Below are 24,991 nucleotides of genomic sequence, written 5' to 3'. Positions count from 1 at the left end.
CTGGACGTCTCGTTTCGGCCCGTCAGTCTTCCCGCACCCGAATGTTGGCTTCGCTGACATTGACGGTTTTACTCCGCACAGCCGATGTAATGAAGAAGCCGGTTGCCTTGCGCCCGTTTGCATTCGTATTGATGATGTTGGTAGGCAAATTCACCGAGGGCGTGGCAAACAGGCCTCCATTGGTGATCTGCGTTCGTAGCGCCTGCCAGTAATCAAAGCCGGCCAGCGTAATCGACTGCAACTCCACTTTTACAACGTCATTCAGGTTGTACAGGCTGTCCGGGTTAACAGACCGGCGGATGGGCGCAATGAACACCAACCCATCTGTAACATTGGTTGCGCCCCGGAAGCCGCCATCCTGCGAGGTAATAATGTTGGCGGGTTTATTCTGCAACTCGCCATTCCGGAAGAAACGGATTCGGTAATAGTCGGTTGCTCCGGCTATATCGGTCGCGTAAAGTTCGGCCCGGTACCCTTCTGTCTTCGAGAAAGGGCTTAACTTCCGCTTGGTGAAAATGATGGAGTCGATGGGCGGAACGCGGTTCATTTTCGTACTGGCCTGGTACGTTTCGCCCTGGTAGGCGATGGTGAGCTGGTACGTCCGGCCAACGCGTCCGAGCGTATCTTTGGCCGAAGGCTGCCAGACATAATACCCATCGTTATCGGGGTCGGTAAAGGGGTACGTTTTTCCGGTATTGTCCAAAACCGTAACGGTGGCACTGGTGGCGGGTTTTGGCTGGCTATTGTCGAAATAAGCGGCTGTTTGGGTGAGCCGGATGGTTTGCGGACCGGGTAAGTCCGTAAGGGTACCATCCACCGAAAGCTGCGTCGGGCCGGTGTCCAGCTTGGCGTCAATCACGGTCGTACAGCCGTTAAGGGCAAGAGCGCCAGCTAAAAAGACGAATAGAATAAAGTATCGTTGCATAGGTAGTACCAACCGGGACGGTCGGGTGTTTAGCTATATCTCGGACGACCGGAATGGTCAGCACGACTATAATTTAAAGTTGTAGGTTACCGACGGAATCAGGGTTGCGAAAACGGAATAGCGAATGGCTTCCGTTACGCGGGGACTATCCGCATTAGGTTGAAAATAGACTGAAAACGCGTTCTTCCGGGCGTAGACGTTGTAAATTGAGAATACCCAATTGTCGTCTTTCCGCTTACCCGGCCGTTTGCGGCCCTGTAAGGTAGCGGCCAGATCGAGCCGGTGGTAGGCCGGAATGCGGTAGTTGTTCCGGGCATTGTCGGTGTTCTGCGGCACTACATAGCCCTGGTATTCAAAGCGGTTAGTTGGAAACGTGCCGGGTGTTCCGCTGGCCAGCGTGAAGGTGGCCGAGAAGTTCCAGCGTTTGGCATGGGGCGGGTCGAACAGCAGTACCGAGGTCAGCGTGTGCCGTTTGTCGAAGCGCGTCGGGTACCAGTTATTGTTGTTGATGCCATCCACCTGCCGCTCGGTTTTAGCCAGTGTATAGCTAACCCAGCCGTTCACAACGCCCGTATTCCGTTTTACATAAAACTCGGCTCCGTAGGCGCGTCCTTTGCCGCTCAGCAGATCACCTTCGAGGTATTTGTTCAGGATCAGGCTGGCACCGTCGATGTAGTCGATCTGATTTTGCAGCCACTTGTAGTATACTTCTACCGAAGCTTCGAATTCGCTGCCCGTTCCGCTGGAGCGGCCGAAGTTCTTGAAATACCCGCCGGCCACCTGATCGGCAATCTGCGGTTTAATGTTGTTGGTCGATGGTGTCCAGATATCCAGTGGTGTCGACGCGGTTGTGTTGGAAACCAGGTGGATATACTGCGCCATCCGGTTATAACTTAGTTTGAGTGAGCTATTGTCCGATAGATCCAGTTTGGTCGAAAAGCGGGGTTCCCAGTTGCCGTAGGTCTTGATCACTTCTCCGCCCCGGTACGCGACCGTAGTAATCACTTCCCGGCGAGTGCCTAGTGGCACATCGGTGCGGAAGGTATAGGCTTCGCCCTCGCCAACATAATTAAACAGCGAATAGCGCAGACCGTACTGCAGCTGAAGCTTTGGGGTCAGCTGCTGTTCATTGCCTACGTAAAGAGCCGCTTCCATAGCTCGTTTGCTGGCAATGCCAAACGTCCGGACACTGCCCGAACTGGCCGCTGTGGCCGTACCGGGCTGGAAATCGTGCGCGATAACCTGACCGCCAAACGTGACGGTGTTCTTGCCCAGAAACAGCGAAAAATCCGGTTTCAGACTGTAGTCAACAATACGGGAATCGGTTCGGAAGAAGTCGTTGGGCCGTTTCCCTTTCAGGTCCGAGTTGAGTGAGTAGTCGTAATTGCTGTAGTACGCCGTGGTGTTCAGGAAAAGTCGGTCGCTGAAAACGTGGTTCCAGCGGGCCGAGAGAGTCGTATTGCCCCAGTTGAACCCAAAATCGGATCCGAACACATCGCGGCCCAGATAGCCTGATAAAAACACTGTGTTCTTATCGTTGATGCGGTAATTACCTTTCGCCGTGAGGTCGTAGAAATAGAATTTGGCTCCTTTCAGGTCGCCGGTCAGGAACGGCTGGGCCAGCACGTCGGCGTAGGAACGCCGGGCAGCCACGATAAATGAGCCTTTGCCGTTGAAAAGGGGTCGCTCGTACGACAAACGGCTAAAAATAAGGCCAATACCGCCGTTAAGCTCAGGCTTTTTGGCGTTGCCCTCCTTTAGTCGAACATCCAGGATAGATGCGATCCGGCCACCATAATTAGCCGGTATGCCCCCTTTGATGAGCTTTACGTCTTTGACGGCGTCGGGGTTAAAGACCGAGAAGAAGCCAAACAGGTGCGAAGAGTTGTAGACGGGCGCTTCGTCCAGCAGCACCAGGTTCTGGTCGATACTGCCGCCCCGAACGTTAAAACCGGTAGCGCCTTCGCCCACCGTCGATACGCCCGGCAACAGCTGAATGCTGCGGATCACGTCGACTTCGCCCAGCAGGGCGGGAATGCGCTGCAGGGTTTTCACGTCGATCCGGTTAACGCTCATTTCGATGTTCTTCACGTTGTCGTCTTCCCGTTTGGTGGAGACCACCACTTCCTGAAGCTGCTTGCCTTCCTGGCTCAGTTCGAGGTCAAGGCGTACGTTCCGATCGACGAGGTCGACTGTTCGTGTTTGTCTGGTGTAGCCAACGTAGCTGATGACGAGGTTGTAACTGCCTGCCGGGAGCGTGACGGCATAAAACCCGTAGCTGTTCGTAACGGCACCGGTCCCGGTTTCTTTGACGTATACCGAAACACCAATCAGCCCTTCGCCATTACCGGCATCTTTAATGTAACCGCTTACGGTGAGAGCGGCACCCCGCACTCCTTTTTCCTGCGTACTGTTACCTGCTGCATTCAGTGCTACCTGCGCGATGCCAGCCTGTAGCGGCATAAAGTAAAGGAGCAGGCTGCACAACAAAAGTTGTAGTGTGTGTTTCATTGCGTTTCTTCAAGGCATCCTTTCCACACAATAGTGGTTCAGGACGCTAACGCAAAAGTACGTACGGGTATATTAACGATAGGTAAAAAATAGATAAAACAGCTAAATATGATGCTGAACGGTATCCAGTATAGGATAAAACCAATAAAGCGAAATGTAGTCATGTGATGAAAAAGATATCAAAAACGCTTACGTCAGGCCGTCCTGCTTTTTGATCTGTTTGATTAGCTTCTGCGCTTCTTTGGGGTCGGTTTCCGGGAAACGGACAGGCAGCGACTCCAGAATTTCGGTCAGGATGTGGGCAATGATGAGTTGTTGATTGACCCGGTCGTCGCTCGGAATGACGTACCACGGGTTTTGCTCGGTCGCCGTAGCCCGGATGGTATCTTCATACGCTTTCATGTAGTCCGGCCAGAACTCCCGTTCTTCCAGATCGTTCGGGCTGAGTTTCCATTGCTTTTCCGAGTCTTCGAGTCGGGCAATGAGCCGCTTCCCCTGTTCTTCTTTGGCTACGTGCAGGTAAAACTTCACGATAGGAAACCCGTTCCGAAACAGGTAATCCTCAAAGTGAACAATATCCCCGAAACGCTGCTCCCAAAGCGTTTTCTTGTTGGCGGGCACCAGATTTTTGGGAATAGACTGCTCCTTTAGTCGTTCCGGGTGAACACGCAGGGCCAGCACTTCTTCGTAGTATGAGCGGTTAAATACCCCGATATTTCCCCGCTCCGGCAGCTCCTGCCAGAAACGCCACAGGAAATCGTGTTTCAAATCCGACTCATCGGGTTTCTTGAACGGGGCAATCTGAAAACGCGATGGATTAACCCCTTTGAATATACGCCGGATGGTACTGTCCTTTCCGGCGGCATCCATAGCCTGAAACACAACCAGCAGCCCGTAATGCTCATCGGCATGCATCCGGTTCTGGGCCTGGTCCATCCGTTCGGCCAGTTCATCCAACTGGCGGCTCTGGTCCGCTTCGTCGGTGTAAAAAGGGTCTATGACTGTAGGCGTATCGGCAATGGAAAACGGTTGCTTTTCGTGGTACCGAAATGCCTTTGCATTTATTTTTTTCATAACGTAAGCTGTCTAAAGAACGTGAATTATGGATGGTACTCTGTATAAGTTTTTGTTGATCAGACAACTATCCTTGTCATCCCGGCGGCCCGGTCCTGTCGTCGGGATGATAAAATCGTGTAACGTTTGTATTGACAATCATCCATAATTCACCTTACCCCATTGGACATACGCACAGATTATGTCCAACGGCACTTATTAGAATTCGGGATGACGTTTCCAGCCGCATTACTGGGCTTTGATAATGGGAATGAGCTTTTGAAGTTCTTCAAACCGCTTTTCGTCCGGTTCCGGGTCCTGGATGGGTAATTTTTTCAGCTCGTCGATAAGGATACGGCCAACCAGCAAACGCATGTTCTTTTTGTCGTCGGCCGGGATCACGTACCAGGGGGCTTTGTCGGTGGCGGTTTCGTTGATGCAGGTTTCGTACGCATCCTGATAGTCGTCCCAGAACTCCCGCTCTTTTACGTCGCCTTCTTCAAACTTCCAGTTTTTTTCGGCGTCTTCGATACGGGCAATGAGCCGATCGGCCTGTTCTTCTTTGGACACATGCAGGTAAAACTTGACCGTTGGGAAGCCGTTGCGGGTCAAAAAAGTTTCCATATCCCGGATGGCTTCGTACCGGTGTTTGAAGAGTTTGTCCAGGTCTTCGGTTACTTTTTCGGGCAGGCGCTGGCTCTCCGTCAGGATTTCCGGGTGAACTTTGGTTACCAGCACTTCTTCATAATACGACCGGTTGAAAATACCGATCCGACCCCGTTCGGGCAGTTCCCGCCAGCTTCGCCATAAAAAGTCATGGTCGAGTTCCTGATCGGTGGGCCGTTTGAAGGAATACACCTGTACCCCGGCCGGATTGGTTCCGGTAAATACGTGCTTGATTGTCCCATCTTTCCCGGCAGCATCCAGGGCCTGAAAGACAACGACTAACCCATATCGATTGTACGAAAACATCCGCTCCTGCCACTTGTCGATCTCGGCCGACTGTTGCCGGAGCAGGGCTTCGTAATGGTCGTCATCTTCGTAGAGATCCTCTACTTTCGTAGGTGCTTTTTTGATTTTAAAAGGCTTATCTCCATCGTAATGGAAACGGTCGGTATCGAAATCTTTCACAGGCACGGGGGCGCAAACTTTACGCTTGTCAGTTATGTTATTCGTTAGACTTTACAACCACAAACCTAACGAATGGTTGCGATTACACTTCGCAAACTAACAGCCTCACTGCTAAAGGCGCTTACGCCGGCTTCCGGTCGTGTGTTGGCCCGTGCATCGGCGGGGCAAACAAAACAAAACCGTATGAATACTGATCAATCTGCCAATCTGGCCAAAGCAACGTTTGGAACGGGCTGTTTCTGGTGTACAGAAGCCTTATATGAATCACTCGATGGCGTCATTGGCGCGGTATCCGGCTACGAAGGGGGACACAAAGACAACCCAACGTATAAGGAAGTCTGTACAGGTACCACCGGCCATGCCGAATGCGTTGAGGTAACCTACGACCCATCCAAAATCACGTATCAGGAGTTGCTGGAGGCATTTTTCCGCAGCCATGACCCAACATCGCTGAACCGCCAGGGCGAAGACGTGGGTACGCAGTACCGGTCGGTGATTTTTTACCACAACGACGAGCAGAAAGAGCTGGCCGAAACGGCAAAGGCCGAACTCGATAAATCCGGCGCGTACGACCGCCCGATCGTAACGGAGATCAGCCCCGCCGAGACCTTCTACGAAGCCGAAGCTTACCACCAGAGCTACTTCGCCAATAACCCTAACCAGGGGTACTGTGCGTTCGTTATCGCGCCAAAGGTTGATAAGTTCAAGAAGGTGTTCAAGGAGAAACTGAAACGCGAAAACGCTTACTAAGTGAAGGGTAGTAAAGGCCCCTGCAGGGCTCTGGATCATACAAAATCTTTATGGATGAGGCAGCAGCCCCGGCACTAGTCGGGGCTGCTGTTTTGATAACTGTATGTGTAAACGTTGGCAAATCAGCCGCGCCCATCCGCTACTTTTTTAACCAGTTCACTTGATACCACCACCACAATGCCGCTGTCTGCTTTAATCTTAAGTCTGCCGGAGTTAGTCCAGGTCAATACAGTCCCTGCGTATTGCCCTCGCTCATAGCCGTTTATACGTTTCGTAACCCGTACCCGATCACCGGACGAAATGACCATTTTCATGACTAAAGACTAGTTAAGTCCAAATTAATTCACTATAATATAGTTGCAATATATATAATAAATATATTATATAGCAGTTTGTTTGGCCTTAACACCAATATATGATTGATTGGATAGACTATCTACCCCCCGAAAACATCTTCCTGACGGACCCCACCCGGCGTAAAGAGTTACCCTTCTTTGATATAGCCGTGCAGGCGGGTTTCCCTAATCCAGCCGACAACTACATCCGTCAGCGGCTAAACCTCCAGGATCTGTGTGTGCTGCATCCGGATAATACGTACTTCGTTAAGGCAGTTGGCGAGAGTATGCTGGGAGACTATATTTTTCCGGGTTCTATTCTCGTTGTCGACTCAACCAGGCCAATTGAAACGGGCATGGTCATTGTCATCTGGGTCAATGAGGGCTGGTGTGTCAAGCGCTATATTGATAAGAGCCCTATGATCGTACTGGAATCCAGCAACGAGAGCTACGCGCCCATTTATCTGCACCCTGACCGGGACCGGGTGGCTGTCCTTGGTGAAGTAACGTATGTCATCTCAAAACCGCCCCGGTACGCCCGCCCTCGTTGATACCCTTTTTGGCTATGTACGCACTCGTTGACGCTAATTCGTTTTACGCCAGTTGTCACCAGATATTCAGGCCCGAACTGATCGGGAAGCCTATTATTGTGTTGTCAAATCGGGATGGTAATGTAGTTGCCCGAAGTACCGAGGCCAAGGCATTAGGCATTAAGATGGGCCAGCTTTTCTTCGAGACGAGAGAACTTGTTGAAGCGCATGAGGTAGTTGTATTCTCGTCCAACTACGAGTTGTATGGCGATATCTCCGCCCGGTTAATGAGCTTATTAACTCAGTTTACTCCCGACGTTGAGGTGTATTCAATCGATGAAGCCTTCCTGCTACTGGAAGAGTACACCGGCATTTACCCGACCTATCGAGGCCTGGGCCAAAGCATACGCGATTCGATCAAACAATGGCTGCGGCTCCCGGTGGGTGTTGGCATTGGTCCAACGAAGACCCTGGCCAAAGTGGCTAATCGTCTGGCCAAGAGCAGGCCTGAACTTAACGGCGTCTGCGTACTGGATACCAAAGAGGCTATTGACGAGGCACTGTGGGGCTTTCCGATTGAGGAGCTATGGGGGGTAGGCGGCCGGTCAGCCAGCAAGCTTAAGAAGCAGGGTATCCGAACCGCCTATCAACTTCGGGAAGTCAATGATGACTGGATCGGGCGGGTGATGACCGTGAACGGATTGCGGCTGGTTCATGAATTGCGCGGGCTACCCTGTAAGTTGCTGGAAGTAAACCCACCGCCCCGAAAAGCGATCTGTACTGAACCCGGCTTTGGCAAAGTCATTCCCGACCTGAACAACATCACCGATGCGTTGACCACTCACTTATCAAGAATTTGCGAGAAGCTACGAAAGCAAGCGTCTTTGTGTGGATCGGTTACGGTCTGGCTGCGGACCAACCCGCACCGGAGAACACCGGGTAACTACTTACCCGCCAAGCAATACAGCAACAGTGTTACGGTTCGGCTTCCTCATCCAACCAGTTCCACACTGGAGATCATCAAGTACGCTGAATCGGGCTTGAAAGCAATTTTTAAATTCGGCTATAACTACCAGCGAGTGGGTATCATGCTCACGGACCTGGTGCCTGCGGACTATCGGCAGGTGGGCGTGTTCACCAAGGGGCCGGACGAGCGGCTGATTCGACTCTCGGCCGTAATGGACAAGGTCAATAAACGATACGGTCAGGATAAGCTTCGGCTGGCGTCACAGATGTATAATCCGGAGTGGCCCATGAAGCCAGCATACCTGTCGCCAAGGTATACGACGCGTTGGGAGGATATACTTGTGGTAAAGTGATGTATTTACCTGGAAGCTAAGTTAAACAGCCCTTTTCTTGAGAATTAGTTCTATCTGCTTTAAAACCAAAAGCACTGTGGATTTGAAAGACAACCCATCAAGGCTCTGGAAAATCAACATAGTCATCCTTGATTGCCTTGAAAACGTACAAAAGAGGGTTTCTCAAGCGGGTCGCCTTTTTTTGTGAGCGCGACTTTTGTTGATAGCCTGTTTATGTAAACAGTTAAAATAAGTGTATATTGGTTTATCTACAGGTAACTATTTTTTGTATAAATGGGTAATAAATCTAGGGAACGGTAAAGTATCCGACCGATAAATAAGTGAATACCTAATACGCTTGGTGGGCCATCAGATAGGCGTTTACTTTGTCTGGAATTCTAACGTAAATCGGTTCATTCAAATGAAAAATCTTCACTTTTCTATTTTATTACTTCTAGGCTTATTGGCCGGAACCCAGTCTTTTGCACAATATGTTCCCGACAAGGGCTCAAAGTTATTAAACCTGGGTATCGGCGTGGGTGGTTATGGCGGCATTGGTTTTGGTGGTGGCGGTGTTGCTTTCGGGGGCTCTTTTGAAGCTGGGGTCGCTAAAAATATAACCGTGGGTGGTATTGCCAGCTTCCGGTCTTACTCAGGGTTTGGCTCTTATTACAGCATCGGTGCGAGGGGCTCTTACCATTTTAATGAATTGCTGAATATGTCGGACGAGAAAGTAGATCTATACGCAGGCTTAGGGTTAATTTATAGCGGTTTCTCGTATAAGGACGGGTACCTGAGTTCTGCTTATAATTATGGCGGAATTGACCTGGGCTTACATCTGGGTGGCCGTTACTTCTTTTCCGACAAAGTAGGCGCCTTTGCCGAAGTTGGCGTGGGTGTTGCTCCGCTTCAGCTGGGTGTTACCTTCAAGCTGTAAGTATAGACGTATATAGCAAGGTATAGTTTATTGTAAAGGGCACAATCCCGGTCGCTAAATGGCCGGGATTGTTTATTTTTGGGCGTAGTCAATACCCACCGTCCATGAATCCTGTCCTTTTGCTACTTGCGGGTAGCCTCGTTTTGCTGTCTCCTCAAACCATTGACCGCCTGTCGGCTACGGTTACCACCCGACAGGTGCAGCAGGGTAAATCCGTTACCGTTCGGGGCGAAATGTTCTACCAGCGTAATGGAAATATGGTCACCCATTTTACCTTCCCGCGTGAAGTGGTTATTCTGGCCAATAAACTCGGCGAGACCCGAATTTACGACCCCCGCCGAAACGCCGTCATTCGCTATCAGAACGAATCTTTCAGCACGCAAACCACCCAACTGGCGTTTTTCCTGAATGGTACTACCGCCGATATGGGCCTGAGCCGTCTGGGGTTCGTGCAGGATAAAACAACGGCCAACGCCAAACTGCTGATTACCGAGTGGCGACTCAAAACCCCCAACGTCAAAGCCCCCATTCAGCGGGTGCGTATCGTGTACGACCAGGCAACCCCGATCTACATGCATTACGCGGATGGTACCGGGAAAATACTCCGGAAAGTATTCTACTACGGTTATCAGCCCATCGAAGGTCGGCCGTTCCCGGCTACAACAACCGAAATCGTTTATCAGGATAAGGATTCAACCGTGTCGAAAACGGTTTATGCCGATTTTCGGCTGAACGGCGCAGCCAATAGCCCGTATTTCGATTACGTTATTCCGGCAACGGCCAAAACCGATCAATGAAGCTGGCTATCGTACTGCTGGTCGTTGCGCTGGGAGGCACGACCAGCCTTCGGGCGCAGGGGCCTGTATCGGACCGGCAACTGCTGGCCGACCGTGATTTTCAGACGAGTGCTGCATTTGCCCAGTATCGCGGAGCAGGTAACTCCGATCGGGTAGTGCAGTACCGGAAGCAGAGTTGGCTGGCGCAGTACAACCCCGTTTCCCTGACTTTAAAAGGCGCCATGCTGGGGTATCAGCGGCTGATGTCGCAGCAACTGGCCCGAAGCTGCCCCTACCAGATCACCTGCTCCAACTTCAGCAAGCAGGCCATTGAGCAGTATGGCATCATGAAAGGGGTATTCCTGAGCGCCGACCGCATCATGCGTTGCAATCGTATTGGGTTGCTGGATGTACCACCAATGGACATAAACCCTACTGATGGTACTATTCTTGACCCGCTAAGCCGCTACCGATGAGCATACTTCGTTACTGGCTACCGGTACTGATCTGCTTGTTGTCCGGACCGGCTTTGTGCCAAACCGGCAACTTCAGCCGTGAGTGGCAGTTTGCCCGTTATTTATCCGAGAAGGAAGCGAACGACGAGGCCGCTTTTGTTCTTCAGACATTCGATAAACAACGGCTTACCGCGTCGCAGCGCGATTCGCTGGCCTACCTGACGGGCTGGCTGGCCTATACGGCCAAGTCGCTGGATGAGGCCAGCAGTCATCTGTTGTCGGTATCACCGGCATCACCGTTTTATGTGAAATCCCGCTATTTTGGCGCGTATTGTCTGGCATTCCAAAACCGACGCGATTCGGCTGGTGCCATCATGCAGAAATTACCGGCTACCGACTCTACACTGATCGAGTTGAAGGCTTTTGAACAGGCCGGTGTAGCGCTTCTCCAGCGCCGGTACAGCTGCTATGACACGCTCCGCCAACAGTTCAGTTACTCGTCCTATGCGTTAAGTGCCGAAGAGACCCGGCTGGATGCTTACCGGAAGGGGCTGGCGGCACAGAAACGGCGTTCACCCGCGCTGGCTGGTCTGCTGAGCGCCATTCTGCCCGGTTCGGGAAAGGTGTATGCCGGAAAGCCGAAACAAGGCATAGCCGCTTTTCTGCCGTTGCTGACGCTGGGTTTGCTGACCTGGGAGGGCTACCGGAAAGATGGCCCTGCCAGTGTGCGCTTTCTGGGGTTCGGCTCCCTCTTCACCGTGTTTTATATAGGCAATATCTGGGGAAGTACGCTGGCCGTAAAAGTCCGGCGCGATGAATTTAACCGGGGTTATGACAACAAGATTTTGTTTGATATGCACATTCCTCTGCGGAATCTGCTCAATCGCTAAAGCGCAGAACCCGCTTGCGCAGACCGATTCACTCTTCGCATCGGGCCAGTTTCTAGCGGCTCGGGTGGGCTATGAGCGGGTACTTTTTGGCGCAGAATCGGCGGAGCTACAGGTTGGAGCGGCTATGGGTAAGGCGCGCTGCCTGAAACAGCAGGGCTTATATGCACAGGCGGTCACGTTCCTCAACGGGCAGATTCAGCCCGGCTATCCAGACAGTTTACTGTATTCACTTCGGCGGGAGCAAATCCTGTGTGCGTATCTGGCCGGTCAGTTTGAAAACGCCCTTTCGTTGCTGGATCGGTTGCCATACCTGCACCCCGATGTGCCGGTGTCGTCATTGCTAAGGGCTGTACGGGTACTCTCGCTGAATGAATTACGTCGCTGGCCTGAAGCATCTGTAGCCTACAACCAACTGGCAATAGTGGCTCAGGCCGACACCCTATCAGCTCCCTATCAATATTTACCGCAGCTCAAAAGTGAGAAGAAAGCCCAATGGCTCTCAACGTTTATTCCGGGTGCCGGACAATTCTACGCGGGCAGACCCGCCGAAGCGGCTCTAAGCATTGTTATGCAGTCGGCAGGTTTGTATTTTGGCGTGACGAGCTTTTTGCAGGGCTATTACTTATCCGCCTGGGGCGTTGGGGCGGGTTTGTTTGGCTCATTCCACGCGGGGGGCGTGCGGAGGGCAGAGGTGCTCGTACGGCAGTTGAATCAACGGAGGGCTGCGGCTTTCAATGCGCAGGTACGGCAGCAGGTGCTGGAGATGGTGAAGTAGTGGAGTGGGTGGGGTAGCGGAGTGAGTAAGTGGCTAACAAAAATCTTGATTATGCATTAGCTACTTAGTCACTCTACTACTCCACCCACTTAATTAATCACTAGTTATTCGCCCACATGAAAAACTTCGAGTTGTCGACATAAGGCGAAATATCTTCGTTGTGCATGATCAGCACGATAAAGTCAACCAGGGGAACAACGCCGAAAATACCACCACAGGTCAGGATATAGCCGACCCAGGTCAGCGTTTGCGTACCCAGATACAAGCGGTGAATACCCAGGCCACCCAGAAAAAAGTTCAGCAGTATAGCCGGAACAAATTCCTTGCTTGCTTTAATTCGGGCAGGGCCGGCCAGGTTACCGGTCATCTGCTGGCTTTCGAGTAGGTTCGTACTTACAGCAGCAAGGCTAACGTCTTCGCTCTGAGCGATTAGCTGTTCCACTTGCTGATCATTGATTACATAAGCGTCTGCGGAGAGATCGGCAGCCCGCGTCGTCAATGTTGCCACGGTGAGAAGGCAAAGAATTAATAAATGTTTCATATTTGTGAAAAGTGTGTAGTTGTTCCCAAAAATACAGATAATACTGAGAGATAAATACCTAAATTTTAAAAACCGCTAAGGGAGTCATATCAACAAAATATGTGTTGATATGACTCCCTTAGCGGTTTTTTCGGGCATAGTCTTTGGCCGGGCCGGTTGCCGGCTTATGGGTATAGTACCGTAAAACTACTCAAAGAGTGCGTTCGATCCTGAGCCGGTTAATTCTTCGCCCCACCCGATACTTTTCCCGCTTTGGCCGGAACGCCGGGCTGGGTGATCTCAAAGTTCTCTTTCTGCTTGGCCTCGGCTACCAGTTTCCGGACATCGGCCAGTAGTTTCTTCGCGTCATAGACCACGCCGTCTTTTACGGTGTAGGTAACACCGCCAACGCGCTCCACTTCGTTTTTGTCGTTCAGGCTGATCGCGCCCGTACCGTACAGCACTTTAAGGTTGGCGAGCGGGTTCTGGTCGACAATCACAAAATCGGCGAGTTTGCCCACCTCAACGGAGCCGATCTGATCGGCCATACCGAGCGCTTCGGCACCTTTCAGGGTAGCCGCCCGGATTACTTCGAGCGGGTGAAAACCGGCTTCGCGGAGGAGTTCGAGTTCGCGGATGTAGGCAAAACCGTAAAGCTGATAAATGAAGCCCGAATCGGAACCCGCCGTTACGCGGCCTCCCCGGTTTTTATATTCGTTAATGAACGCCATCCAGAGCTGGTAGTTTTTCTTCCAGGCTACCTCCTGCTCCGTTCCCCACGAATGCCAATATGACCCGTGCGAAATCCGGCTCGGACCGTAAAAACGCCACAAACTTGGCAGCGTGTAGTCGTCGTGCCACTCGGCGCGTCGGGCCAGCATCAGCTCCCGGTTGGCTTCGTAAATATTGAAGGTCGGGTCGAGGGTGAAGTCCAGCGAAATAAGTTCGTCCATCACCTTGTTCCAGCGGTCGGTACCGGGTTTGGCGGCTTGCTGCCAGAGGTTTCCGGCTTCTTCAAAGCGGTTCTGCTCGTTGTTGTAGTTGTAATTGGCGGGGTAATTCTGAACGGTCTTGTCGTCGAACAGGGCTTCGGGCAGGCCGTACCAGTGTTCGAGGGAGGTCAGACCGGCTTTGGCCGTGGCCAGGGCATTCATCCGGGCTACTTCCAGCTGCGCATGGTGGCAGGCCGAACGCAGACCCAGTTTCTTATTCTCTTCCAGTGCCGCCCGGAAAATATTGGGTTCGGCACCGAAAAACTTAATGCCGTCGGCTCCTTTTTTTGCGTTTTGCTGCACCCAGGCGCGGGCCTGTTCTACGGTGCTGATGGGTTCTTTGGCCCCCTGCCCGAAAACGGTGTACGCTTTAATGCGGGGTGCCGTGATTTCGTTGCGGTCGCTTTTGGCGCGGTGCTCAAGTACCCAGTCGAGGCCATTGCCGCAGGATGGATCGCGAATGGTGGTGATGCCGTGGCCGAGCCAAAGTTTAAAGACGTACTCGGCACTGGCCCCCTGCGCCTGTCCGCCAATGTGGCCGTGCATATCGACAAAGCCCGGCATGAGGTACATGCCTTCGCAGTTCAGCTCTTTATCGCCGGGCGATGCCTGCGGACGCCCTTTCGGGTCGATTGAAACGCCGGGATAACCCACCTGCTTAATCTGCGTGATGCGGTTCTTCTCGACTACAATGTCCATCGGTCCAACCGGTGGGGCACCGGTACTATTGACGAGCGTAACTCCCCGAATGATGAGCTTGCCAAAGGGGCCATCGCCTTCGTGCCGGGGCGGGGACTTTTCCACCTGAGCCGATAAGGCGTGAACAATGAAGAATGTAAAATGAAGAATAAAAGCCAGGCGAGTGAGAGGTCGTATCATAATCAGGAAAATCGTTTCGGTAAACAGTTGTAAGATAAGCTAAACTGCCAGACTTTTGCAACGCAGTCGGTACCAGACTGCCTCACCATGAAACAGTTCGTCACCAAAAACTTCCTGCTAATCATCCTCCTCCTGGCTGTCGGGTTTGCGTTTGCCATGCAGGTGACCATTTTTCAGAAGCCTCCTGCTGCAGCCGCGCCACCCACCACACCCGTCGCGCTACCCGCAGCCTTCAGTGCCTATTGGCAGACCGGAAAAGCGGAAGTAAACACCTACCGGCTCGAACAGGCCGAGGCCGGGGCGCTGCATGCGGGTGAGGCCCGGCTGATTTTCGCCGTCGAGGACTTTCGAACCGATAAACAAGTTCGTTCCGAAACCGAAGCCAGCCGCGACAAGGCGATTCCGGTACTCAAGGCGAACCTGTCCCGACGGTTTGTGGTCGGTATGCAGGATTATACGCTGCAGACATCGGTGTTTACACCCGTCAACAGCCCTGTGTTTCTCAATACGCTGAAAGTCAGTGCATCGGCGCAGGACTGGTCGGGGCATAGCTATCTCCAGCTCAACTACCGAACGAATGAATACCAAGCGACGGGTCAATCGTACGTTGAGCAGGAAGCCGATGAAGCCTATACAGTACCCAAAGCCCTGCTGGAAGATGAACTCTGGAATCGAATTCGGATAGCTCCCGATAAATTGCCAATTGGAGAAATTCAGCTTATTCCGGGCACTATGAACGCTCGTCTGCGGCACCGGAAACTGGAACCGCTGGCCGCCAAAGTGAAACTCGAACCCTACGAAGGTGTATTATATCCGGGAAAGCTGCTCAAGGCATATGTCATCGAATACCCAACCGACGACCGGTCGTTGCGCATCGTTTTTGAAGGGGAGTTTCCGCATAAAATTGTGGGGTGGGCGGAAACGTACCCGAGTAAAGACAACCTTCTCACCACCCGGGCGGTTCTGAAAAAGACCACCCAATCTGATTACTGGAATCACAATACCCCCGCCGATACCTCTTTACGGGCGGAACTACTACGATAAGGGTTATGCAGCAACGACTTTTTTTACCACAAAAACAGACTGGCTGGTACGCAGCTACACCGGCAAGAATGTTTGGGATGTACTGGCTTCTTCTCGCCGGGCTGTGCCTTTTTTCGGGATGCTCGTCGGCCCCGGACAAACCAACTCCGACCGATGACCCGGTGTATACCCTGATTTTTCTGGACAAAACCCGCAGCGTCGATGTGAACAAGGCGTTCGTGGGTCAGAAATACCAGCACGCGGTCGATGAGATCATCGAACAGAACATCCGCCGGAAAGGCGATAAGCTGGATGTTTATTTCATTCATGAAAATACGTCCAAAGCCCGTGCGTTGAACGTTACCGTTCGCTCCGACATGGACGATGTATCGGCCGCCAGCCAAACCGACCGCGAAGCTGCCGAAACAGAATTCAATCTTCTCCTCACCCGCGAAAAGGCCCAGATCCGGCAGCGGGTGCTGCAGCAACTGGTAGCGCAAAATACGGGCAGCTCAAATCGCGAGACTGATATATGGGCGAGTCTGCCCGTCATTGCCAAAGCCAACGAATCCGGCGCAGCCGTGAAAGTCTACTACCTCAGCGACATGATCGAGAGCGTAAAAGGAACCGGACGGCGCGATTTTCAGGTGAAGCCCCCTAAAGACAATGCTCAGGCCGATGAGTGGGCCAAAGCCGATGCCCAACAGCTCAAACGCTATACCATCGGCAGCCCCGATATTACCATGGTTTTACCTTTCGAACCAAACGCATCGGTTCGGGAGAACAACCCTTCCGTTACGCAGTACTGGCAGACGCTGTTTGCTGAACTGGGCGCGGGCACCGTTGAAGAACAGTAGATTAGGTTCATTTAAAAAGGTTTCTTAATCACAGCGTCACGGTGTACACCGTGACGCTGTGATTAAAATAGGATTAGTTTACCAGCCGTCAACCCGGCTTCTCTTCCAAAACTTCCTGTCCCGGGATCTCGAAGTGGTAGCCTACCGAGAAGCCGGAAAAATCTTTCTTCAGGCAGTACGACGTCAGCGATAGTCCATCGTCCTCGCGCCTAACCGACAGGTAGTGGAAAAGGGGTTTGTAATCCGTTGCCAGATCGGGCAGCCGGGTGGGTGATACGTTCAGGGGTTGCCGCAGTCCACCGCCCCCGCCAATTACCAGAAACGTTTTTCCTTCGAACTCGTAGCGCTCAAAGGCGTGCGAGTGCCCCGTAATGAACAGGCGTCCCTTCTGCGACCGCGTATAGGCCGGAACAAACCGCTGCTGGACCAGTTTGGAGGAGCCAACCAGTTTGCTGTTTGAGTAAGGCGCGTGGTGGCAGGTAACAATAATCACCTTTACCGCCGGGTCTTCGTCCAGCTCTTTGAGCGTTTGCTCGTACCAAGTCTGCTGTTTTACCAGATCGGCGACGGAGAGAATGCTGAAGTTGGAATTGAGCATGACCACCGCAATGCTGTCCGTTATTTTAACGTAGCCGGTTGGAATATGCTCCGGAAACCGTTTCTGGAAGTTTTTGGCACCTTTCTTGGGCCGTCCCATGACATCGTGGTTGCCCATGATGGCGTAAACTGCTGTGCCGACAGCGGTGCAGTTTGCCAGAAACTGGTCAATGATCCGCCACTTGTTATTCCGGTAGCCCAGTGAAACAATATCGCCCAGCCAGTACAAAACAGCTGGTTTTAATCGGATAATCTCGTTGAAAATGGTCGTTGTTGCCTTGGTGTTCTGATGCGTTCGCAGTACCAGCCGCTCCACCCACATTGGTGCCTGCGTATCACTTAAAAACAAAATCTCCCGTTTATTCTCTTCCTGATTCATAACGACAATTTATACGTGGTGGACTTGGTGGAGTGAGTTGAGTAAGTGAAGTAGTTTCTTGGTAACTCCACTCACTTCACCTGGTTCACTAACGTCACTACTCCACTCACTCCACCACTTACCATGAAAACGCACGCCAGACGAGCTGAAGTTCGGCCGTAAAGGCCGCGTTCTGAATTGCTACGGCATCAAACCATTTCACTTCGCCAGCTACTCTAAAACGACGGCCAATCGGATATGTGTATGATGCTGCCGCCATCCAGCCCGGACTATTTGTATAAGCATTAACCGTTCCGGCGTACTCAAGGTGCGAATAATTTATGTAAATGCCCGTTCCGGCCGTAACCGACAGTCGGCGTGTGAGGCTACGGTCTGTACCCCGAAGCCAGGCCAGCGGCATGGAAAATACCAGCAGGACCGGAATGGCCGACACGTACATCCGGGCGGTTTCGCCCGCCACCCGACCCCGGTAGCGGTACATCGTTGTCCAGCCCGATTCCAGCCCGATGCGCAGCCGATGATCGGGATACCACATAACCCGCAAAGAGGCCGGGGTTCCTAACTTATTGAGCCGGGGTTCGGAAATTGTTTGCGGTACGCCAAGGTGAGAGGCATAGTACGACAGGCCACCTCCCGCCGTTACCACAATCGTATAAGGACCACGTTTGGTGGCGATGGAGTCTGTTTCGAGTTGCTGAAGGGGCTGGGCAGTCGTTGTAGCTGTGCCGACAAACAGGCTCATCAGCCCCGGTAGAATGAATAAAAGTACCCGCATAGAATTATTGCTGTTCAACATAATGATAGTAAGCCACAACTGGCGAGTAATTGGACAGAATACCATCGAACTCATTCTGGCTGATAAATTCACGAATGAACTCCGGTTCGTCGAGTGTCCATACATAGACTGTCAGGCCAGCCGCTTTCATGGCCCGTACCTCTTCAGTTTGGGGACCAAGCGTCCAGCGGGGTGCCCAGATGCGGGCACCCAGACTACGGGTAATGGTGGTGTCCAGCTCGCAAAGGATGGGCGTATTTTCTTTGCTGGCTAATGCTTCGTACGAGGCCACCGCCTGCGTACTGGGCAGGCCAATCACAATGCGCAGGTCCCGACGCGCCAGAATGGCCTTCTGCCGGTACTTCTGCTGAATCTGCTGAACCTTGTCCATAGGACCGATGTATTTCGTATCGAGCCAGACAAAATTCAGCGACGTGTTGTTGATAACCGTTTCCAGAGCCTCCTCCAGCGTCGGAATTTTTTCGCCATTGACGAGCCGCACCAGCGCATTCAGTTGCTGATAGGTGTACGATTCGATGGGTCCGGTAAGACCGGTCTTTTGAATAAGCCGCAGATTCAGGGTGTTGTCGTGGTATAAAATCGGTACGCCATCTTTCGTATAGCGCACGTCGATCTCTATCCCGTTAGCACCCAGGCGCGATGCCAGTTTGATGATCTCGATGGAGTTTTCCGAAGCAGGCAGCAAATCCGACGTACGTCCGCCAGACCGGTGCGCCATAATGGAAAACGGCTTCTGATTAAGCGGACGCCGGTACGTAAGCGTGAGGGGCTGGATGGGTGCGGCCGTACCGGCTCCGTAACCGCCCGTCAGGACCAGCGTATCACCCAGCAGCAAACTACCCGAGAAGGGCTGCAATTGCCCATTGCGTTTGTTCTTGACGGTTAAACGCACCAGCCCCGTATTGGTGTTAACCAGCCGTCTCCAGTAGCCGTCGACGACCAGACTGTCGACTTTCTGGTTGGCTTCGAGATTGAAAAACCCCGCTTCCAGCCCCGTAAAAATAGACAGATAGTGAGTCGTGTCGGCCCCGTTCAGGGTGTACGTCCATTTTACGGCTACCTGATCGCCGAACTGCGTAGCGCCATCGCTAACCGCGTAGACGCCTTCCATTGCCCGCCGAACGCCCGGTACAAACTTACCCGAACCCGGCGTACCGGCGAAATTGTAGGGTACGGGTGCTTCGTAGTCCTTCCGGCAGCTGCTGATGGCTATGAGAACAAAACCCAGGAATAAGAAATTGGTCAGTTTCACAGAATAAAGCCGAAAATGAGTTGAGGATATAACAAGTTTCTGTCGAAGGTGTCGTAGAGTGACCAGAGCTGCCAGTTGAAGTTGGAGTAGGCCATTCGCACACCCACCGATACCCGGCGCTGGTTGTAAAAAGGCTGTTCGAGCACAGCCGCAAAGGCTACACCGTTTACGTCCCGACGGTTGTACTCGACGGCCAGCGAACCTACCTGCGACCGGTAATACAGGTCAATAATGGCCTCCGACCGAACCGTTAGCTGCAGATCCCGCGTGAGTCGATACCCGACAGACAGGCTGGGAAACGTCTGAATGCCGTAAGCCTGGCTGTTAAACACATCTTTGATGCGCAGGGCCCCGAACCAGCCGCTCAAATCGTACCCTACCCCTACCGACAGCCGCTCGGTAAGGGGTGTAGCCCAGCGTACGCCCACACCCAGGTTGCTTTGAACAAACTGGGTCTGTATGCGGCCCGTTAAGTAAAACCGTTTCGTTAATGCACGCTGGATGTTGAAATCAACAGCCGGAACGCTAACCCGTACCTCTTCGGTTATTTCGGGCGGGGTGGTGGTGAAGACGACACCAATGGATCGTCGCCACTTCTGGAGCGGGGGCGCCTGCGGAAAGTAGATGCCCGTCTGTGCAGGCCAGGGTTTAGGTGTCTGGGCCAACGAGGCCGATGCAAAAAGCATCATCAAACAAAGAACCCGGCCAAATCTGGTAAAAATTTTTGCGATGGTGGTCACTTGACAGCTTATAGTGAAAGTCAGATGAGATAAACTGCCTGAGCAGGATTTATGTTATAAGAAGGCCTCGCAAGGCATGGGCAGGACTGGTCCGAACGACTTTGACTACCGGCTGAATCAGGTAAAATAATTCGAATTTTTTTGCCGGAAAAGGCCTTCTTTTATGCAGAAAACCTCATTTATTTTGTTGTCTATACAGAACGTAAACAACTCATAGACAAGGAAAATGGAATCACTTCACTTACCTAAATTAACCAGTCATTCTACGGAAACGACCATCACCCGCTCCAGCCGACGCAAGGGAAACGGCCACGCTACGGCAGCTTTGCTGATTCAAATGGCGACCGAAATTTTAACCGCTTCACCAACGCTTAGAAAGAAGGCAAACATTACATTGATGGACCTTGCAGCCGCCGATAAAGTTCGGAAGGACCTGGCTAAAAAGTCGGTATCACTACAGTGACTGAGTAGACTATACGCATAGAAAAAGTCCGCTTTATAAAGCGGGCTTTTTCTCTTTACGACGTATTTACTCTGTTTGAAAGCTGAGCTGATAACCGATTAGCGATCAGTAAAGGCACTGGTAAATTTGCAGCCTTGGTCTGACCCCAGCGTTGGCATGGGTAGGCTTTTTATGAAAATTTATTTATATATAATTGTTTTCTTTCTAAAGCAATTTGTCAATTTTACCTGCTGTAGACACTCCGATAAGTCTCTTGAATACGCTACGAATGTATTTCGCCCGATCAGGCGAAGCCGTGTATTCAGTTCAACAAAAGGGGTGTTTTCAGCTTCTATCCATTTATACATATTATCCGTATGGAATCGACTGAAAGTCAATCGATTATTGGTAGGAATATCAAATTGATTGAGATTGTAAAAAGAAATTTAAACGCTATCAGATCGGAGATCGACTGGAGTCAGGTCGAGTTTGAGAAAGATTGTGCCGGAAACATAGTCCGATTGCGGTCGAATGACCCAATGCTTTGCGAGTGGCTTCAGCAAACCATTACGATAACCCGGCCGGAGTCTGATGAATCCGCAGTCGCTTACCCCAATGTCTTCGTGCATGAGTGACACCCGTTACTGTTTTTTGATTAACTGTCTCAACCGCCCGGCCGATAGCCGGGCAATTGGGACAGTCCTGATAACCGACTTTCGGCACAAACGGCTAACCAATACGTTGTACTAGCTAACTGGTAGAACGGCCTGATAAGGCTTGTTGGAGTTGCCGGTAACGGTGATAGCGACATCCTTTATTGTCAGTTCGGCCGGTAGGGTGAACGTCACCTGCCCCTGTTTGTCGGTCTTTTTGACTTTGCTCAGCACCGCACGGTCGTTATTCCAGCCGCCAACCAGCGTAACGGTCTGGTTAGCCAGCGGTGTGTTTTGCGTGTTCCTGACCGTGACGACGACGGTACTTCCTTTTTGTGCGGTAGCCGGATGCGTAACGACGAGTTTTTGGGGAACCGTTCGCCAGAGGGTCATTTCCGGATCGCCGTACAGGGCCTGGGTAAAGAGACACCACATGCCCTTGGAGCCATCGACCGACTGCCGCAACCCGGCTGCCTGCCCTAAAGGAGCACCAAACGCAGCCATAATCCAGAAAAATTGTTCGTACAGGTAGGTAACCCCTATATAGCCCATATTGGTGTGACCAATGTATGCCACTGCCCCTTTATTCGCCATCGTGACCATTTTCTCGCCAAACGTTTTGGTACCCTCTTCGGGGGCACTGGTACTGCAGGCATCGCCATAGGCGATAAAATAGCCCGATGTATTGGTCAGGGTTTCGATGGTGTCGGTACCCAGCCAGCAGGTTCCCCAGGGAGCCCCATGTCCGGTTAAACTTAAAAAGTGGGTGCCCTGACTGATGCCCGCCTGTAGACTCTGGGTGCGGAGTGGCAAGGCAGGTTGCGGTTCTGCCAGTGTTTCGGTGTAATCCGCAAAGTACCGGCGGATGGTGGTAAAATCGGGGAACAGATCCTGCATTAGCTTTCGCTTTGTTTCGGCTTCGACGGCCGCAAACTCCAGCCCTTTTACATCCGTCTGAATCTGTGACGGTTGATTTAGGGTGGTGAAACCGGTGATTTCAAGGCAGCTGGTTGCCTTGTCAACCACCTTCTGGCTGAAGGTTTCGTCCATGAAATAAAATCGGGGCGATTCAATCTGGCTGATCGGGTTGTACGGAATCAGCAGGTCTTTGTCGCCGTAGAAAGCTTTCAGGTTGAAGTTGGGTGCGAAGGAGCTGTCCAGAACCGCGCCGGTGGTTGGTGATAAACGCAGACGTATACGAATGCTGTTGGCTGCCGGACTCGTTTTCTTGGTTACGCTGAACAGCCCTTCCTTTTCCGGATTCTCCTTGCTGTTGTCTGGCCAGTAGTTCACCACGCTAAAGTAATCGGCAGCGAACACCATAGTTTTCAGCGACTGATCGGCCGCGGCTCCGCTGATCGTCAGCCCTTCGTAAGCCAAAACCTTGTCGACGAAAGCTGCGGCCTCGGCACCGCTGGTAATGGGTGCGCGGCCAACCCAGATGTCCTGCGTTGTCTTGTAACTATTCAGCAGAGGTTCTTCTTCTTTGGTGGTTGGATTAAGCGCAAACATGCCGTATAAGCCCGACGCCAGCGGGTCAAAATCATACCGGCCCGGCACCGAATAGCAGGAACCGTCTACGCTGGCGTAGTAGAAATCGGTGGGGATGTTGCGGTCGTTGCCCAGCCAGTAAAAACCGTATGTACTGTCAACGCTGGCGGCAGGTCCTTCGATGATCAGGTAAATTTCGTTCAGGTCCTTCGTTTCCGGCTTGCCCAGCCGGGTGAACCCTGTCGTTTTGTTGGGATCGATAAACTCCGATTTCTTCGTGAAATACCAGCCAGCCTGTTGCGATGACGCATTCAAATTAAACGAAATAAGCTTGCCCGACGTAGCATTGCAGAGCGTCCGGAACGGTTGCGTATCGTTAAACTCCTGAGTGGTTTTGCCCGGATTGTCAGGATCAGGTACAGTCCTGAGCGAAAAGACGCCCGTACTCACATCGTTACGAAGCTTGGCAATCGACTGGCCGGGAATTTTGACGCATTTGCGAATGGGCGGCACCGGGTCCGACACGTACACAAAGTCCCAGCCATAATTTCCCTTGTCGCTCACGTAGCTAATCATGTTGCGCATGGGCACGATGTCGGTGTCGCCCCCGATCAGCAGATACCGGGTTTTCCAGCTTTTGTACGCGTACTTCACGAAGTTCCGGATAATCTCGGCCAGGTCACGCGCTTTCAGGCCATGGCCACAGTCCGTAAAATCGCCCCACTTGACGCCTGTCGAACTGGCTCCCTGAACAATTTCGGATACCGTTACTACTTTGGCATCTATGCCCCGTTTGGCTTTCCATTCGGCCAGCCGCAGAAAGTGACTGGTAGCCGTTTTCCCCGCCGGATCCAGCGGTAGGGTGGTGGAGACAACCGGCTTTCCGTTCTGGAATGTCCACCGCCGGTCGTCCGTAATGATCAGGTAAGTAGCTGTGGTAATGAACAGGGGAAGCCCTCCGGGAATGCGAAAATCACCCGGCCTAAAACTCGTGGTCCCCTGATTGAACTGGGTCAGTACCGATTGGTACCCCAGGGGAAAATTGAGTTTTCGCAGTTCGGTAACCGGGGCGGCAGGCAGCGGTATGTCGGGTTGCTCTACCTCCAGGGTATAACTGAGATTAGGGTACAGCAGGTATTGCTGCTGCCGCGGATCATATTGCATTGGCCGCACCCGAATGGCTATTGTAAGGGTGCGGTTTATCTCTTCGGTACGCTGGATCAGAGCCAGTTCCGTTGGCGAAGGCCGCCCCCGAAGAACACGGGGTGACAACGTAGCCCGCTGCCGACTGGCTGCCAGTACACTGGCCCGGAGCACCGGCCTGGTGTCGGGTACGTCTAACAGCACCGTCGGGACCGGCCTGGGGTTTACCCGTTCGGGCAGTCGCACGGGCTCACCCGGCTCAACCGTCAGGCCAATAATCCGGCTGCCGCTGGGTAATACAATAAACTGTAACTGTTCCGGCAGCGTCGGCTCGCCGGGTTGTGTACTTGGGTAAAAATTGGCCAGCTCGGGAATGTCGAACCCATCAGCATGGCGAATCCGTAATTGGGCCTGATCGGCATTGGCCCGCCCCGGGTGTTGCCGGCGTACCCAGGTGTAGGCCTGCCGGGCATCGACGAACAAATCGACGATTTGAGTCGACAGGGCCGGGTTGATGGTAATGGTCGTGTCGGCGAGGGGCTGGCGGGCATTGGGAACGCGCAGCACCCGTACCACTACCGTAACGGGCCGGATGGCTCGCGGCAAATCGAGCAGTAGCTGGTAATCTCCCCGCTCGTCGGTCAGCGTTGAGCCAAGTACGGGTTGGGGAGCGCCCTGTTGGATAACCTGAACGGTCAGCCCGGCTGATAAATACGTGTTGGTCGCGCGATCGCGCACGGCTCCGGTCAATTGAATCTGCATTGGATCTGTTGAGTTAACGATCGTTTAAAATCGATTGGGTTTAACTCCTGAATAGTAGCAGATAATGAACCGGATGGAAACAAGTATTGGCTGAATGGA

The 24,991-nt window shown here is 52.5% G+C and carries 24 protein-coding genes; 12 read left to right on the top strand and 12 right to left on the bottom strand.

The annotated features are described in order from the left end of the window. Nucleotides 1–22 precede the first annotated feature (22 nt). From ACYVJM_RS22040 to ACYVJM_RS22025, 4 genes are all read right to left on the bottom strand, one after another. Nucleotides 23–925, bottom strand: a complete 903-nt coding sequence (locus ACYVJM_RS22040; protein ID WP_461150395.1) for a DUF4249 domain-containing protein — start codon at nucleotides 923–925, stop codon at nucleotides 23–25. A gap of 66 nt (nucleotides 926–991) precedes the next feature. Beyond that, complete coding sequence (locus tag ACYVJM_RS22035; protein ID WP_461150394.1) at nucleotides 992–3,436, bottom strand: TonB-dependent receptor; 2,445 nt, start codon at nucleotides 3,434–3,436, stop codon at nucleotides 992–994. Nucleotides 3,437–3,625: 189 nt separating this feature from the next. Then, complete coding sequence (locus ACYVJM_RS22030; RefSeq protein WP_461150393.1) at nucleotides 3,626–4,510, bottom strand: PPK2 family polyphosphate kinase; 885 nt, start codon at nucleotides 4,508–4,510, stop codon at nucleotides 3,626–3,628. 228 nt (nucleotides 4,511–4,738) lie between these two features. Next, nucleotides 4,739–5,620, bottom strand: coding sequence for a PPK2 family polyphosphate kinase (locus ACYVJM_RS22025; RefSeq protein ID WP_461150392.1), 882 nt, complete (start codon nucleotides 5,618–5,620; stop codon nucleotides 4,739–4,741). 183 nt (nucleotides 5,621–5,803) lie between these two features. Here ACYVJM_RS22025 and msrA point away from each other — a divergent pair, with 183 nt between their 5' ends. Continuing rightward, complete coding sequence (gene msrA / locus ACYVJM_RS22020; protein WP_461150557.1) at nucleotides 5,804–6,370, top strand: peptide-methionine (S)-S-oxide reductase MsrA; 567 nt, start codon at nucleotides 5,804–5,806, stop codon at nucleotides 6,368–6,370. 122 nt (nucleotides 6,371–6,492) lie between these two features. Here the strand turns inward: msrA and ACYVJM_RS22015 are convergent, their stop codons facing one another. Beyond that, complete coding sequence (locus tag ACYVJM_RS22015) at nucleotides 6,493–6,684, bottom strand: hypothetical protein (RefSeq protein WP_461150391.1); 192 nt, start codon at nucleotides 6,682–6,684, stop codon at nucleotides 6,493–6,495. 101 nt (nucleotides 6,685–6,785) lie between these two features. Here ACYVJM_RS22015 and ACYVJM_RS22010 point away from each other — a divergent pair, with 101 nt between their 5' ends. From ACYVJM_RS22010 to ACYVJM_RS21980, 7 genes are all read left to right on the top strand, one after another. Then, nucleotides 6,786–7,256 (top strand): LexA family protein, encoded by a 471-nt coding sequence (locus tag ACYVJM_RS22010; RefSeq protein ID WP_461150390.1) that lies wholly within the window; start codon nucleotides 6,786–6,788, stop codon nucleotides 7,254–7,256. Between the two features lie 14 nt (nucleotides 7,257–7,270). Continuing rightward, on the top strand, nucleotides 7,271–8,554 hold the full coding sequence (locus ACYVJM_RS22005; RefSeq protein WP_461150389.1) for a Y-family DNA polymerase: 1,284 nt from the start codon (nucleotides 7,271–7,273) through the stop codon (nucleotides 8,552–8,554). A 400-nt stretch (nucleotides 8,555–8,954) separates the two neighbouring features. After that, on the top strand, nucleotides 8,955–9,470 hold the full coding sequence (locus tag ACYVJM_RS22000; protein WP_461150388.1) for a hypothetical protein: 516 nt from the start codon (nucleotides 8,955–8,957) through the stop codon (nucleotides 9,468–9,470). 104 nt (nucleotides 9,471–9,574) lie between these two features. After that, a complete protein-coding gene (locus tag ACYVJM_RS21995; RefSeq protein ID WP_461150387.1) occupies nucleotides 9,575–10,267 on the top strand; it encodes a LolA family protein in 693 nt (230 codons plus the stop codon). After that, nucleotides 10,264–10,722: a membrane protein insertion efficiency factor YidD gene (gene yidD, locus ACYVJM_RS21990; protein WP_461150386.1), complete on the top strand. Its 459-nt coding sequence runs from the start codon at nucleotides 10,264–10,266 to the stop codon at nucleotides 10,720–10,722. Before ACYVJM_RS21995 ends, yidD begins: the two co-directional genes overlap by 4 nt. Beyond that, the gene (locus ACYVJM_RS21985; protein WP_461150385.1) at nucleotides 10,719–11,591 is read left to right on the top strand and encodes a hypothetical protein; all 873 of its coding nucleotides are present in this window, start codon (nucleotides 10,719–10,721) and stop codon (nucleotides 11,589–11,591) included. Before yidD ends, ACYVJM_RS21985 begins: the two co-directional genes overlap by 4 nt. Beyond that, a complete protein-coding gene (locus ACYVJM_RS21980) occupies nucleotides 11,551–12,366 on the top strand; it encodes a hypothetical protein (RefSeq protein WP_461150384.1) in 816 nt (271 codons plus the stop codon). Before ACYVJM_RS21985 ends, ACYVJM_RS21980 begins: the two co-directional genes overlap by 41 nt. Before the next feature lie 100 nt (nucleotides 12,367–12,466). Here ACYVJM_RS21980 and ACYVJM_RS21975 read toward each other — a convergent pair whose 3' ends face one another. Then, nucleotides 12,467–12,907, bottom strand: a complete 441-nt coding sequence (locus tag ACYVJM_RS21975) for a TM2 domain-containing protein (protein WP_461150383.1) — start codon at nucleotides 12,905–12,907, stop codon at nucleotides 12,467–12,469. 218 nt (nucleotides 12,908–13,125) lie between these two features. Beyond that, entirely contained in the window at nucleotides 13,126–14,757 is a 1,632-nt protein-coding gene (locus ACYVJM_RS21970; protein ID WP_461150382.1) for an amidohydrolase family protein, read from the bottom strand. Between the two features lie 87 nt (nucleotides 14,758–14,844). Here ACYVJM_RS21970 and ACYVJM_RS21965 point away from each other — a divergent pair, with 87 nt between their 5' ends. Together ACYVJM_RS21965 and ACYVJM_RS21960 are read left to right on the top strand one after the other, a co-directional pair. Next, a complete protein-coding gene (locus ACYVJM_RS21965; RefSeq protein WP_461150381.1) occupies nucleotides 14,845–15,801 on the top strand; it encodes a hypothetical protein in 957 nt (318 codons plus the stop codon). Nucleotides 15,802–15,869: 68 nt separating this feature from the next. Continuing rightward, nucleotides 15,870–16,637, top strand: coding sequence for a hypothetical protein (locus ACYVJM_RS21960; protein ID WP_461150556.1), 768 nt, complete (start codon nucleotides 15,870–15,872; stop codon nucleotides 16,635–16,637). Nucleotides 16,638–16,725: 88 nt separating this feature from the next. Here the strand turns inward: ACYVJM_RS21960 and ACYVJM_RS21955 are convergent, their stop codons facing one another. The 4 genes from ACYVJM_RS21955 to ACYVJM_RS21940 form a co-directional block, all read right to left on the bottom strand. Beyond that, nucleotides 16,726–17,613: a metallophosphoesterase family protein gene (locus ACYVJM_RS21955; RefSeq protein ID WP_461150380.1), complete on the bottom strand. Its 888-nt coding sequence runs from the start codon at nucleotides 17,611–17,613 to the stop codon at nucleotides 16,726–16,728. Between the two features lie 118 nt (nucleotides 17,614–17,731). Next, entirely contained in the window at nucleotides 17,732–18,388 is a 657-nt protein-coding gene (locus ACYVJM_RS21950) for a hypothetical protein (RefSeq protein ID WP_461150379.1), read from the bottom strand. A gap of 4 nt (nucleotides 18,389–18,392) precedes the next feature. Continuing rightward, nucleotides 18,393–19,661 carry a glycerophosphodiester phosphodiesterase gene (locus tag ACYVJM_RS21945; protein WP_461150378.1) on the bottom strand — a complete coding sequence of 423 codons (1,269 nt, stop codon included), beginning with the start codon at nucleotides 19,659–19,661 and terminating at the stop codon, nucleotides 18,393–18,395. Next, nucleotides 19,658–20,350 carry a hypothetical protein gene (locus ACYVJM_RS21940; RefSeq protein WP_461150377.1) on the bottom strand — a complete coding sequence of 231 codons (693 nt, stop codon included), beginning with the start codon at nucleotides 20,348–20,350 and terminating at the stop codon, nucleotides 19,658–19,660. The genes ACYVJM_RS21945 and ACYVJM_RS21940 overlap by 4 nt, the downstream gene beginning before the upstream one ends. A gap of 277 nt (nucleotides 20,351–20,627) precedes the next feature. Between ACYVJM_RS21940 and ACYVJM_RS21935 the strand changes: the two genes are divergently transcribed. Together ACYVJM_RS21935 and ACYVJM_RS21930 are read left to right on the top strand one after the other, a co-directional pair. Further along, nucleotides 20,628–20,864, top strand: coding sequence for a hypothetical protein (locus ACYVJM_RS21935; RefSeq protein WP_461150376.1), 237 nt, complete (start codon nucleotides 20,628–20,630; stop codon nucleotides 20,862–20,864). Nucleotides 20,865–21,220: 356 nt separating this feature from the next. Then, nucleotides 21,221–21,478: a hypothetical protein gene (locus ACYVJM_RS21930; protein WP_461150375.1), complete on the top strand. Its 258-nt coding sequence runs from the start codon at nucleotides 21,221–21,223 to the stop codon at nucleotides 21,476–21,478. A 111-nt stretch (nucleotides 21,479–21,589) separates the two neighbouring features. Here the strand turns inward: ACYVJM_RS21930 and ACYVJM_RS21925 are convergent, their stop codons facing one another. After that, entirely contained in the window at nucleotides 21,590–24,892 is a 3,303-nt protein-coding gene (locus tag ACYVJM_RS21925) for a C25 family cysteine peptidase (RefSeq protein ID WP_461150374.1), read from the bottom strand. Between the last annotated feature and the right edge of the window lie 99 nt (nucleotides 24,893–24,991).

This window comes from Spirosoma pulveris, from assembly GCF_054781875.1.
The sequence above is the reverse complement of the archived record's forward strand: the minus strand, read 5'-3'. Positions and strand labels throughout refer to the sequence as shown.